General features: G+C 75.6%; 1 protein-coding gene (cut by a window edge). It reads right to left on the bottom strand.

The genetic code is table 11. From position 1 onward, the window contains the following. Positions 1-13691, bottom strand: partial view of a non-ribosomal peptide synthase/polyketide synthase gene (locus ABZ562_RS00100; RefSeq protein ID WP_361471642.1) — the 5' portion only. 9391 nt of this gene lie to the left of the window's left edge; the window shows 13691 of its 23082 coding nt (coding positions 1-13691); its start codon is at positions 13689-13691; the stop codon falls past the left edge of the window.

Below are 13691 nucleotides of genomic sequence, written 5' to 3'. Positions count from 1 at the left end.
TCCCCCGAGGTGTCCACGCGCAGCACGAGAGTGTTGACGAAGAAGCCGACGAGGTGGTCGAGGGCTTCGTCGGTGCGTCCGGCGATGGCGCTGCCGATGGGGATGTCGGTGCTGCCGCTGACCCGGCTGAGCAGGGCGGCGAGCCCGGCCTGCACCACCATGAACAGGGTCGTGCCGTGTGCGCGGGCCAGTTCCGCGAGCCGCAGATGCAGTCCGGCGTCGAGGGTGAACAGCACCCGTCCGCCCCGGTGGCCGGCGACCGCCGGGCGGGGCCGGTCGGTGGGCAGACCCAGTTCCTCGGGCAGCCCGTCGAGGGTGCGCGTCCAGTGGGCGATCTGGGCAGAGATCAGGCTGCCGGGGTCGTTCTCGCTGCCGAGGAGGTCGTGCTGCCACAGGGCGTAGTCGGCGTACTGGACGGGCAGCGGCGCCCATCCCGGGGCCCGGCCGTCGCGGCGCGCCGCGTAGGCGGCGGACAGGTCCCGGGCGAACGGCACGTTCGACCAGCCGTCACCCGCGATGTGGTGCATCACCAGCAGCAGCACGTGGTCATCCGCGCCGAGGGCGAACAGCTCGGCCCGCAACGGGAGTTCGGCGGTCAGGTCGAACCGGTGCCCGGCCGCCGCGGCCAGCGCCCCGGCGAGCGCGGCATCGTCGATCTCGCGGACCGGAAGGGCGACGGAAGCCTTCCCCGGGGCGAGCACGGCCTGGTGCGGGACCCCGGCGGCCTCGGGGTAGACCGTGCGCAGCGTCTCGTGCCGGGCCACCACGTCGTTCAGGGCGGCGTGCAGCGCGGCGATGTCGAGGTCCCCGGCCAGGCGCAGCGCGAACGGCATGTTGTACGTCGGTCCCGACGCCTCCAGCCGGTGCAGGAACCACAGCCGGGCCTGCGCGAACGACAGCGGCACGGTGTCCGGGCGGTGTGCCGTGGCGCGCAGGGCGGGCCGCCGGTCGTCTCCCCCGGCGTCGATCCGGGCGGCGAGCCCCGCCACCGTGGGCGCCTCGAAGACGTCCCGCACGGTCAGCTCCGCGCCGAGCACGGCGCGGACCCGGGAGATCAGCCGGGTGGCGAGCAGCGAATGCCCGCCGAGGGTGAAGAACCCGTCGTCGATCCCGGGACGGGCGCACCCCAGCACCTCGGCGAACAGCCCGCACAGGATCTCCTCCCGCGCGGTGCGCGGCGCACGGCCACCGGTCGCGCCCGCCGGATCCGGGGCCGGCAGGTCCCGGCGCGCCAGCTTGCCGCTCGGGGTGAGGGGCAGCGTGTCGAGCACGACGATCGCGGCGGGCACCATGAACTCGGGCAGCGCGGCGGCTACGTGTTCCCGCAGCTCGTCCGGATGCGGCGGCCGGGACCCGGGCGCGGGCACCACGTACGCCGTCAGACGCCGGTCGCCGGGCCGGTCCTCGCGCACCACGGCGACCGCGTGCCCGACCGTGGCGTGCCGGGCCAGCACGGCCTCCACCTCGCCCAGCTCGATCCGGAACCCGCGCACCTTCACCTGGTCGTCCGCCCGCCCGGCGAACTCCAGGACCCCGTCCGCCCGCCAGCGGGCCAGGTCACCGGTGCGGTACATCCGCTCCCCCGGCGGGCCGAACGGACCGGCCACGAACCGTTCGGCGGTCAGCCCGGGCTGGTTCAGGTATCCCCGGGCGAGCTGGACGCCTGCCAGGTACAGCTCTCCGGTGACGCCCGGCGGTACCGGGCCGAGGCCCGCGTCCAGGACGTAGGTCCGCGTGTTCCGGACCGGCCGGCCGATCGGCACCGTGTCCGGCTCGTCGTCGCAGGCCCAGGCGGTGACGTCGACGGACGCCTCGGTGGGCCCGTAGAGGTTGTGCGGCGGCGTGCCCAGGATCTTCCGCGCCCGCCCGGCCAGATCGGCGGGGAGCGTCTCCCCGCTGCACAGGACCCGGCGCAGTCCGGTGAGGCCGGCCACGGCGGGTTCGTCCAGTGTGTCGAGGAAGGCCCGCAGCATCGACGGGACGAAGTGCACGGTCGTCACGGCGTGTTCGCGGATCGCCGACGCCAGGTACGCGGGGTCCTTGTCGCCCCCGGGGCGGGCGACGACCAGCCGGGCGCCGGTGATCAGCGGCCAGAAGAATTCCCACACCGAGACGTCGAACCCGGACGGGGTCTTCTGCAGGACGGCGTCGGAGGGCTCCAGCCGGTAGGCGTCCTGCATCCACAGGAGCCGGTTGACGATGCCCGCGTGCGGCACGGCCACGCCCTTGGGACGGCCGGTGGAGCCGGAGGTGTAGATCACGTACGCGGGATGCGCGGGCGCCGGCGCGACGCCCGGATCGGTGTCCGGCCGGTCCTCGTGGTCCCGGATGTGCGCCGGGTCGTCCAGGACGAGGACCGGGCGGGCGTCGTCGAGCATGAGGCGGACCCGTTCGGCCGGGAGACCGGGGTCGACGGGGAGGTAGGCGGCGCCGGACTTGAGGACGGCCAGCAGCGCGACGACGAGTTCGGCCGAGCGGGGCAGGGCGACCGCCACCACCCGCTCGGGCCCGGCGCCCCGCGCGATGAGGCCGTGGGCGAGCCGGTTCGCCCACGCGTCCAGCTCCCGGTAGGACAGGGTGGTGCCGTCGGCGATCACGGCGACGGCATCCGGTGTGCGGGCGGCCTGTGCCGCGAGGAGTTCGGGCAGGGTGGTGGACGGGACCGGGTGCCCGGTGTCGTTCCACACCGTCACGACCCGCTCGCGCTCGGCCTCGTCGAGGACCGGAAGGTCGGCCAGGGTCCGCGCCGGGTCGGCGGCCACCGCCTCCAGCAGCGTGACGAAGCGGTCGGCGATGCCCCGGGCCGTGTCCGCGCCGAACAGGTCGCTCGCGTAGTCCAGGACGCCGCTGATCCCGGCCGTCCCGCCGTCCGGGCCGGTCTCCTCGGTCACCGTGAACGCGAGGTCGAACTTCACCGCCGTGGTCGGCACCGGCAGCGGGCCCGCCTCCAGTCCGGGCAGCAGGCCGAGCGGGACGGCGTCGGTGTTCTGGAGCGCCAGCATCACCTGGAACAGCGGGTGGCGGGCCAGCGAACGGGTCGGTTCGACCACGTCGACCAGGTGCTCGAACGGCACGTCCTGGTGGGCGTAGGCGGCCAGGCCGGTCTCGCGGGTGCGTGCCACCAGTTCGGTGAAGGCCGGGTTGCCCGAGGTGCTGGTGCGCAGGACGAGGGTGTTGACGAAGCATCCGACGGCGTCGTCCAGCGCGTCGTCGGTGCGGCCCGCGACCGGGGTGCCGAGCGGGATGTCGGTACCCGCCCCCAGCCTGGTGAGCAGGGCGGCGAGCGCGGCCTGCACCACCATGAACAGGCTCGCGTCGCCCTCCCGGGCGAGGTCGCGGAGCCGGGCGTGGGTCGCCGCGCCCACGGTGAACGGCACCCGGCCACCCCGGTGGGAGGCGACGGCGGGGCGCGGCCGGTCGGTGGGGAGGGTGAGCTGTTCCGGCAGGTCGGCCAGGGCCCGCGTCCAGTACGCCACCTGGCGGGAGAGCAGGCTGCCGGGGTCGTCCTCGCTGCCGAGGAGGTCGTGCTGCCACAGGGCGTAGTCGGCGTACTGGACGGGCAGCGGCGCCCACCCCGGGGCCCGGCCGTCGCGGCGCGCCGCGTAGGCGGCGGACAGGTCCCGGGCGAACGGCACGTTCGACCAGCCGTCACCCGCGATGTGGTGCATCACCAGCAGCAGCACGTGGTCATCCGCGCCGAGGGCGAACAGCTCGGCCCGCAACGGGAGTTCGGCGGTCAGGTCGAACCGGTGCCCGGCCGCCGCGGCCAGCGCCCCGGCGAGCGCGGCATCGTCGATCTCGCGGACCGGAAGGGCGGGAGCGGCCCGCTCGGGGTCGAGCACGAGCTGCCGGGGGGTGCCGCCGGTGTCGGGGTAGACCGTGCGCAGGATCTCGTGCCGCGCGGTCACATCGGCGAGGGCGGCGGTCAGCGCGGCGCGGTCCAGGGCACCGCGCAGCCGCAGCGCGAGCGGCATGGTGTACGCGGCGCCGGCGCCGTCGAGCTGGTGCAGGAACCACAGCCGCGCCTGCGCGTACGACAGCGGCATCGGATCCGGGCGGTGCGCGGCCGGGAGCAGCGCGGGCCGCACCTGGCCGTCCGTGTCCTCGATCCGGGCGGCCAGGCCCGCCACCGTGGGCGCCTCGAACACGTCCCGCACGGCCAGTTCCACGCCGAGTACGGCGCGGACCCGCGAGATCAGCCGGGTGGCCAGGAGGGAGTGCCCGCCGAGGGTGAAGAACCCGTCGTCGATCCCGGGACGGGCACACCCCAGCACCTCGGCGAACAGCCCGCACAGCGTTTCCTCGCGCGGAGTGCGTGGCCCACGGCCGCCCACGGACGCGGTGGGGTCCGGGGCCGGCAGGGCGCGCCGCGCCACCTTTCCGCTCGGCGTCAGCGGCAGCACGTCGAGCACGACGACCGCGGCGGGCACCATGAACTCCGGCAGGCTCCGGGCGGTGTGCGCCCGCAGGGCGGCCGGGTCCGGGACCGCTCCGGGCGCGGCGACCACGTAGGCGACCAGCCGCCGGTCGCCGGGGCGGTCCTCCCGTACGACGGCCACGGCGTGGGTCACGTCGCGGTGGCGCGACAGGACGGCCTCGACCTCGCCGAGTTCGACGCGGAAACCGCGGATCTGCACCTGGTCATCGGCTCGTCCGGCGAATTCCAGCGCCCCGTCGGCGGTCCAGCGGCCCAGGTCGCCGGTGCGGTACATCCGCGTCCCGGGCGGCCCGAACGGGTCGGCCACGAAGCGTACGGCAGTCAGTCCGGGGCGGCCGTGGTAGCCGCGGGCGAGCTGGGCGCCGGTGAGGTACAGCTCGCCCACCACACCGGGCGGGACCGGGCGCAGCCCGGCGTCGAGGACGTACGCCGCCATGCCGGGGACCGGCCGTCCGATGCGGGGCCGTTCGGCGCTCGCGACCGTGGCGCCGATGGCGTCGACGGTGCATTCGCTGGGCGCGTAGTAGTTGTGCACCTCGGTGGCGGGCAGGGCGCGCAGCTCCCGCCACAGCGCCGGGCCGGTGGGTTCCGCGCCGAGCACGATCGCGGCGGGTTGGTGTCCGTCGCCGCCGAGGTGGCCGAGGGCGAGGAGTTCCCGGGTGAGGGTCGGGGAGACGGCCAGGTAGCCGATCCGGTGCCGTCGTACGTAGGCGCCCAGCGCGGCGGGGTCGCGGCGGGTGTCCTCGTCGATCACGTGGAGTTCATGGCCTGCGAGGAGGCCGAGCAGCTGGCCGACGCTCAAGTCGAACGACAGTGACGCGGTGTGCGCCACCCGCAGCCGCCCTCCCGACGCCCGTGCCGCCGGGGCGAAGACGCGTGTCCGGTGGGAGGCGTAGAGGTTGGCGATGCCGCCGTGCCGCAGGACCACGCCCTTGGGCACCCCGGTCGATCCGGAGGTGTAGACGACGAACGCGGCGTGGTCGGGGCGGACGGCGCGCGGCGGGAGCGGCTCGCCGGACGGCTCCTCGTCGCCCGAGTCGCCCGAGCCGTCCAGGTCGTCCAGCGGGACCAGGTCCGCGGTGTGGCCGCCCAGCCGCGCGGTGGCCGCCTCCTCGGCCACCAGGACGCTCACCCCGGAGTCGGCGAGCATGAACGCCAGACGCTCCTCGGGGTATCCCGGGTCCAGCGGTACGCACGCCCCGCCCGCCTTCCAGATGCCCAGCACCGCGGGCACCATCGCGGCCGAACGGGTCACGCACAGCCCGACCAGGGTGTCCGGGCCGACGCCGCGCTCGGCCAGCCGCCGGGCCAGCCGGTCGGCCCGCGCGCGCAGCCGGGCGTACGTCAGCGTCTCGCCACCGGCGACCACCGCCGGCGCGTCCGGGGTCAGCGCCGCCTGCCGCTCGAACAGTTCGGGCGCGGTGAGGCCGGGGGCGGCGGCGGTGGTGCCCGCCCAGTCGGTGAGGATCCGCCGTCGCTCGGCGGGGGCCAGGATCTCCAGGCTTCCGATGCGCGCGTCCGGGTAGGCGGCCGCGGCGCGCAGCAGCCGTAGGTAGCGGGCCAGGAGCCGCTCGGCGGTGGCGTGGTCGTACAGGTCGGCGCTGTACTCCAGGACGCCGCCGAGCCCTTCGGGCTCACCGGCCGGACCGCGCGCCTCGGTGAGGCCGAAGGAGAGGTCGAACTTGGCCGCGCCCACCTCGGCCATGTCCGGGCTCACCCGCAGCCCGGGCAGCTCCAGCCGGGGTTCGGCGTTGTTGTGCAGGGTCAGCATGGTCTGGAACAGCGGGTGCCGGGCCGCCGACCGGGCCGGGTTGACGACCTCCACCAGGTGCTCGAACGGCACGTCCTGGTGGGCGTAGGCGGCGAGCGCGGTCTCCCGCACCCGGGCCAGCAGGTCGGTGAACCCGGGGTCGCCGGAGGTGTCCAGGCGCAGCACGAGGGTGTTGAGGAAGAAGCCCACGAGGCCGTCGAGGGCGTCGTCGGTGCGTCCGGCGATCGCGCTGCCCAGCGGGATGTCGGTGCCCGCGCCGAGGCGGGTGAACAGCGCCGCGAGACCGGCCTGCAACACCATGAACAGGCTCGCGCCCGATGCGCGGGCCAGCGCGTCCAGCCGGGCGTGCAGGTCCGCGTCGATGCGGATCGGTACGCTTCCGCCGGTGTATCCGGCGACCGCGGGGCGGGGCCGGTCGGTGGGCAGGGTCAGCTCCTCCGGCAGCCCGTCCAGGGTGCGCGTCCAGTAGGCGATCTGTCCGGAGAGGACGCTGTCGGGGTCGTCCTCGCCGCCCAGGAGTTCCCGCTGCCACAGCGTGTAGTCCGCGTACTGGACGGGCAGCGGGTCCCACCGCGGCGGCTCACCGCGCAGCCGGGCCGCGTAGGCGGTGGACAGGTCGCGGGCCAGCGGGCCGTTGGACCAGCCGTCACCGGCGATGTGGTGGATGACCACCACCAGCACATGGGTGTCCGGGGCGAGCGCGAGGAGTTCGGCGCGCAGCGGTGTCCGGTGGGTGAGCTGGAACCGGTGGGCCGCGGCGGCGGCGACGGCCTCGGCGAGGCGGGCCCGCCCCGGCTCCCCGGTGTCGTCGATCCGGCGCACCGGCAGCTCGACCGCGGCGGCTGCCGAACCCGCGTCCAGCACGACCTGGTGCGGTACGCCGCCGGTGTCGGGGAAGACGGTGCGCAGGCTCTCGTGGCGGGTCACCACGTCGCCGAGGGCGGCGGTGAGGGCGGCGTGGTCGAGGTCGCCTTCGAGGCGTACGACGAACGGCAGGTTGTAGTTGGGGGCGGCGTCCTCCAGCTGGTGCAGGAACCACAGCCGGGCTTGCGCGTAGGACAGCGGGATCGCCTCGGGGCGGCGCGCACGGGGGCGCACCGGGGGGCGTCTGCGGCCGTGGGCCCCGGTCAGCCGGGCGGCGAGACCGGCCACGGTGGGGGTCTCGAACACGGCGCGGATGGGGAGTTCCGCGCCGAGTACGGTGCGGACGCGGCTGACCAGGCGGGTGGCGAGGAGGGAGTGGCCGCCGAGGGTGAAGAACCCGTCGTCGATCCCGGCCCGGTCCACGCCGAGGACCTCGGCGAACAGCCCGCACAGGATCTCCTCCTCGGGGCCGCGCGGCGGGCGGCTCGCGCCGGTCCGGGCCCGGGCGGGCGCGGGGAGGGCGTGCCGGTCGACCTTGCCGTTGGCGGTCAGCGGAAGCGCGTCGAGCGTGGTGAACAGCGCCGGGACCATGGCCTCGGGCAGCCGCCGCGCCAGGTGCGCGCGTAAGACCTCGGGGTCCGGTTCCGCGTCGCCGGCCGGGACGACGTAGGCCACCAGCCGCCGGTCGTCCTGCCGGTCCTCGCGGACCGCCACCGCCGCCTGGGCGACGGCCGGGTGGGTGGTCAGCGCGGCCTCGACCTCGCCGGGTTCGATCCGGTGGCCCCGGACCTTGACCTGGTCGTCGGCGCGGCCGGCGAACATCAGCGTCCCGTCCGTGGCCCACCGGGCCAGGTCCCCGGTCCGGTACATCCGCTCCCCCGGCGCACCGAAGGGGCCCGCCACGAACCGCTGCGCGGTCTGCCCCGGCCGGTTGAGGTAGCCGCGCGCGAGCTGGGGGCCGGCGATGTACAGCTCGCCGGTGACACCGGGCGGCACCGGGCGCAGCCGGTCGTCGAGCACATAGGCCCGCATGCCCGTCATGGGGCGGCCGATCGGGAGGGTTGCGGTGTCCGTGGGCTCGCCCGGGGCGAGGGGGAAGTCCAGGCATCCGACCGTGGTCTCGGTGGGACCGTAGTGGTTGACGACGGAAACCTGCGGGTGGCGAACGCGCCAGGCGGCGAGCGGCCCGGCGGGCAGCGCCTCGCCGCCCAGCATCAGCTGCCTCACCGGGGCGAACGCCTCGGGGAGCGCGGCCAGGAGCGCCAGATGGCTCGGGGTGGCCTTCATGAACGTGACCGGGGAGCGGGCCAGCCGCGCCGTCAGCCAGGGGCCGTCGTCCAGCGCGGCCACGACCGCGCATCCGCCCGAGGTGAGGGCGCCGTACAGGCCCGTGACGGCCAGGTCGTAGGCGAGCGCGGTGGGGACCAGGACGGTCCCGTCCAGGCCGGTGTAGACGCGCCGGGCGCGGGTCACGTAGTCCGCCAGGCCGCGGTGGCCGACCACCACGCCCTTGGGGGTGCCCGTGGAGCCGGAGGTGTAGATGACGTAGGCGGGGTGGTCGGGCAGCAGTGGAGCGATCCGGTCGGTGTCGCGGGGGCACGTGGCGGGCTGCCGTTCCAGCGCCCCTACGGTCCCGGGGTCGTCGAGCAACAGGGAACCGGGGTGCGCGGGCAGGTCGGCAGCCGCCTGCCGGGTCGTCACCAGCAGGGCCGGGGCGGCGTCACCGAGCAGGACGGAGACGCGCTCACGGGGCTGGGCGAGGTCGATCGGCAGATAGGCGGCGCCGGACTTGAGCACGGCGAGGAGGGTGACGACGAGTTCGGCGGAGCCGGGCAGCGCGACGGCGACCACCCGCTCCGGGCCGGCCCCGAGAGAGATCAGCAGCCGGGCAAGGCGGTTCGCCCGGGCGTCGGCCTCGGCGTACGACCATTCGGCGTCCGGCGCGGCCACCGCGGGGGCGTTCGGGGTGGCGGCGGCCTGCCGCGCGAACAGCTCCGGCAGCAGCGCGGGCGGCCGCCGGCCGGGTGCGCCGGCGTCGTTCCACTCGGTCAGCAGGCGGTGGCGCTCGGCCGCGCTCAGCATCTCCAGGCGGGACAGGGGCCGGTCCGGGTCGGCGGCGGCCGCCTCCAGGAGCCGTACCCAGCGGTCCGCCAGGGCCCGGACGGTGGCGCGGTCGAAGAGGTCGGCGCGGTACGAGGCGTAGCCCTCGATACCGGCCGGGTCGCCGTCGTCCGTGGTGGCCCCGGTCAGGTTGAGCGCCAGGTCGAACTTGGCGGTGTCCGACTCCACCCGCTCGGCGACGGCGCGCAGACCGGGCAGGTCGACGGCCGGTCGCAGCCCGCTGTTGAACGTCAGCAGCACCTGGAACAGCGGGTGGCGGCTCAGCGACCGGGCGGGATTGAGAACGTCGACCAGGCGCTCGAAGGGCACGTCCTGATGGGCGTGGGCGGCCAGGTCCGTCTCGCGTACGCGGGCGAGGAGTTCGCCGAACGCCGGGTCGCCGGAGGTGTCGGTGCGCAGCACCAGGGTGTTGACGAAGAAGCCGACCAGGTCGTCCAGGGCTTCGTCGGTACGGCCCGCGACGGGCGTGCCCACGGGGATGTCGGTGCCCGCGCCGTGCCGCGTGAGCAGCGCGGCGAGCCCGGCCCGCAGCACCATGAACAGCGTCACCCCGTGGCGTTCGGCCAGGGCCGCGAGCCGCCGGTGCGCGGCGGCGTCCAGGCGCACCGGCACGGTGCCGCCCCGGTGACCGGGCACGGCGGGGCGGGGGCGGTCGGTGGGGAGGTCGAGTTCGGCGGGGAGCCCGGCCAGCGCGCGGGCCCAGTAGGCGACCTGGCGCGCGACGGCGCTGTTCTCGTCGGCCTCGTCGCCCAGCAGTTCCCGCTGCCACAGCGCGTAGTCGGCGTAGGCCACCGGCAGCGGGTCCCAGCGCGGCGGCCCGCCGCGCAGCCGGGCCGCGTAGGCCGTGGACAGGTCGCGGGCCAGCGGGACCATGGACCACGCGTCCCCGGCGATGTGGTGCACCACGACCGACAGCACGTACCGGTCCGGGCCGAGGGTGAACAGCTCGGCGCGCAGCGGGGTTTCGCGGGTCAGGTCGAAGGCGGTGGCGGCACTCGCGGCCAGGGCACGGTCCAGTTCGGCCGGGCCGACGTGGCGTGCGGGCAGGGTGACGGCGGCGTCGGCGGGGTCGAGCACGGTCTGCCGGGGCGCGCCGTCGGACTCGGGGAAGACCGTGCGCAGGGGCTCGTGGCGGCACACCACGTCGGTGAGCGCGGCCCGCAGGGCGGCCGGGTCGAGCGTGCCGTCCAGCCGCAGCACGAACGGCATGTTGTAGTCGGCCCCGGCCTCCGGCCCCTCCAGCCGGTTGAGGAACCACAGCCGGCGCTGGGCGGAGGAGAGGGGGACCGCCTCGGGCCGCTCCATGGGGCGCAGCGGCGGCCGGGTGGGTCCGTCCGCCGCGGCGAGCGCCGCGGCGAGACCCGCCACGGTCGGGGCCTCGAACAGGGTGCGCAGCGGGAGTTCGGTGCCCAGCGCGGTCCGTATCCGGCTCAGCAGCCGGGTCGCCAGCAGGGAATCCCCGCCGAGGTCGAAGAAGCCGTCGTCGATCCCGGCCCGCTCCACGCCGAGGACGTCGGCGAACAGCCCGCACAGCAGCCGCTCGGTCGCGTCGCGCGCCTCGCGCCGGGCCCCCGCGGGGGTGAACTCCGGGGCCGGGAGTGCGGCCCGGTCGAGCTTGCCGTTGACCGTCAGCGGCAGCCGGTCCAGCACGACGACGGCTGCCGGGACCATGTGTGCGGGCAGGATCCGCGCCGCGTACGCCCGCAGCCCGGCCGCCTCGGGGCGGGTGCCGGGCGCGGGGACCGCATAGGCCACCAGCCGTTGGTCGCCGGGCCGGTCCTCCCGCAGGAGCACCACGGCCCGGGCGACCGCCTCGTGGCGGGCGAGCGCGGCCTCGATCTCCCCGGGCTCGATCCGGAACCCGCGCAGCTTCACCTGGTCGTCGGCGCGTCCGGCGTAGTCCAGCCGGCCGTCCTCGTGGAGCCGGGCCCGGTCCCCGGTGCGGTACATCCGCGTCCCCGGCGGGCCGAACGGGTCGGCCACGAACCGTTCCGCGCTCAGCCCCGGGCGTCCCAGGTAGCCGCGCGCCAGACCGGGCCCCGCCACGTACAGCTCGCCGGTGACGCCGGGGGGAAGGGGCTGGAGGGCGCCGTCGAGCACGTAGGCGCGCAGGTCGGGGATCGGCTCGCCGATGACGCCGCGGGGCGACTCGGCCATGGCGTCGGCCTCGCCGAGCGGCGCCGCGGTGACGTGCACCGTGGTCTCGGTGATGCCGTACATGTTCACCAGCCGCGGGGCGTCGGCCGGGTGGCGCGCGTACCAGTCCCGCAGCCTGCCGGGGTCCAGCGCCTCGCCGCCGAAGATGACGGTGCGCAGGGCGAGTTCCGCCGGGCGCTGGGCCTCCTCGACGGCGCGGATCAGTTGGTGGAAGGCGGACGGGGTCTGGTTGAGCACGGTGACCCGCTCGCGTACGAGCAGGTCCAGGAACTCCCCGGGGGCGCGGCCGACGTCGTGCGGTACGACGACCAGCCGGCCGCCGGACAGCAGCGGGCCCCACATCTCCCAGACGGAGAAGTCGAAGGCGAAGGAGTGGAACAGCGTCCACACGTCGTCCGCGCCGAAACCGAACCACGCCTCGGTCCCGGTGAACAGCCGCACCACGTTGCGGTGCGGGACGACCACGCCCTTGGGGGTGCCGGTCGATCCGGAGGTGTAGATCACGTACGCCGGGTGTGCGGGGTCCAGCGGCCCGGTGCGGTCGGCGTCGGTGAGGTCGCCGCCGGGCGTGGCGGCCAGGGCGCGGAGGGTGGTGTCCGCGTCGAGCAGCAGCGCGGCGTCCGTGCCGTGCGGCAGCCGTGCGGCCACGTCGCCCGTGGTGACCAGGCACACCGGGTCGGCGTCGGCCAGTGTGAGCGCGATCCGTTCGGGTGGATAGCCGGGGTCGACCGGCAGATACGCCGCGCCCGCCTTCACCACCGCGAGGAGGGCCACCACCAGGTCGGCGGAGCGTGGCAGTGCCACGGCCACCAGCCGTTCCGGCCCGGCCCCGCGGTCGATGAGCAGCCGGGCCAGCCGGTTGGCCCGGTCGCCCAACTGTGCGTAGGTCAGGGCGGCGTCCCCGCCGGTCACCGCGATGGCGTCCGGGGTGCGGGCGGCCTGTTCCTCGAACAGCCGCGGCAGTGTGTGCGGCAGGGCGTCGTGGCGGGGTGCGGGGGCGGGTGACACCGCGCGTGCGCGCTCGTCGGGCGGCAGCAGGTCGAGCCGGCCGATCGGTGTCTCCGGACCGGCCGTCGCGAAGCTCTCCAGCAGGCGCAGGACGCGGCGCCCGTGGGCGGCGCCGTCGTCGGCGTCGTACACCGCCGGGTTGGTGTCCAGGTGGAGGCGCGGCGTGCCGTCACCGGCGCGGTCGTCGACGCACAGGGAGAGATCCTGGACCGGGCCGATCGAAAGGTTGCCGGGGACGGCCCGCGCCTCGCCGAAGGCCAGGTCGTAAAGGAAGGGCATCACGTTGACCGTCGGGCCGAAGAGGCGCCGACCACCGGCCACCGCCCCCAGCTCCCGGCTCAGATCCTCGTAGCGGTAGCGCTGGTGCCTGAGCAACTGCCGGGCCTCGTCGGTGACGTGCCGCAGCAGCTCCCGGCCGGTCATCGCGGGCCGGATGTCCAGCCGCAGCGGCAGTTCGTTGGACATCGGCCCGCGGATGCCGCGTCCGGCGCCGGTCCGCCCGGTCACCGGGATGCCGAGGGCCACGTCGCAGGCGCCGGTGGTCCGGCTCAGGTACACGGCTGTGGCGGCCATCAGCACGGTGGGGAAACCGACCCGTAATCGGCGTGCCAGCGCCCGCAGTCCGGCCGTGGTCGCGGCCGGTATCCGGGCGGTGTGCCGGTGGAAGCTCCGCGAGACGGCACCGGTCCGCCCCGAGAGGCTCACCGGTTCGGGGCGGTCCGTCAGCCGGCCCAGCCAGTGGTCCCGGTCACCGGCGAAGCGTTCCGATCCGCGGTACGCCGCGTCGTCGGCCAGCAGCAAGTCCAGCGAGCCGCTGCCGTCCTCGCGCACCGGCTCACGGCGCACCAGGGCGGTGTACACCTCGGCCACGCGGTGCGCGAACAGCGCGCACATGTATCCGTCGGTGACCAGGTGGTGGCCGCGCAGATAGAGGACGTGGCGGGCGTCCCCGGTCCGCAGGAGCGCGAGGACGAAGGTCCGGCCGGACTCCAGGCTCACCGGACGCGCCACTTCGGCCCGCATCCACGCCTCGGCGGCGGCGCGCGGATCAGGCTCCCCGGACACGTCGAGCACCGGGAACGGCCAGTCGGACACCGGCGCGTACACCTGCCGGGGGCCGTCGTCGCCCTCGGTGAAGCCGACATTGAGCGTGTCGGTCTCCGCCACCACCCGGCGCAGCGCGTCCTCCAGCGATGCCACCTCGAGCGGACCCGTGATCTCCAGGTACTCGGCGGTGTTGTAGGCCGGGCTCGTGGGATCGAGCCGCTGCGCGAACCAGATGCCTCGCTGCGCCACCGAAAGGGGCCAGCTGCGGCGCGGATCACCGGACAC

Origin of the sequence: Streptomyces sp. NPDC019937 (assembly GCF_040631655.1) — a bacterium.
Taxonomy (GTDB): domain Bacteria; phylum Actinomycetota; class Actinomycetes; order Streptomycetales; family Streptomycetaceae; genus Streptomyces.
The sequence above is the reverse complement of the archived record's forward strand: the minus strand, read 5'-3'. Positions and strand labels throughout refer to the sequence as shown.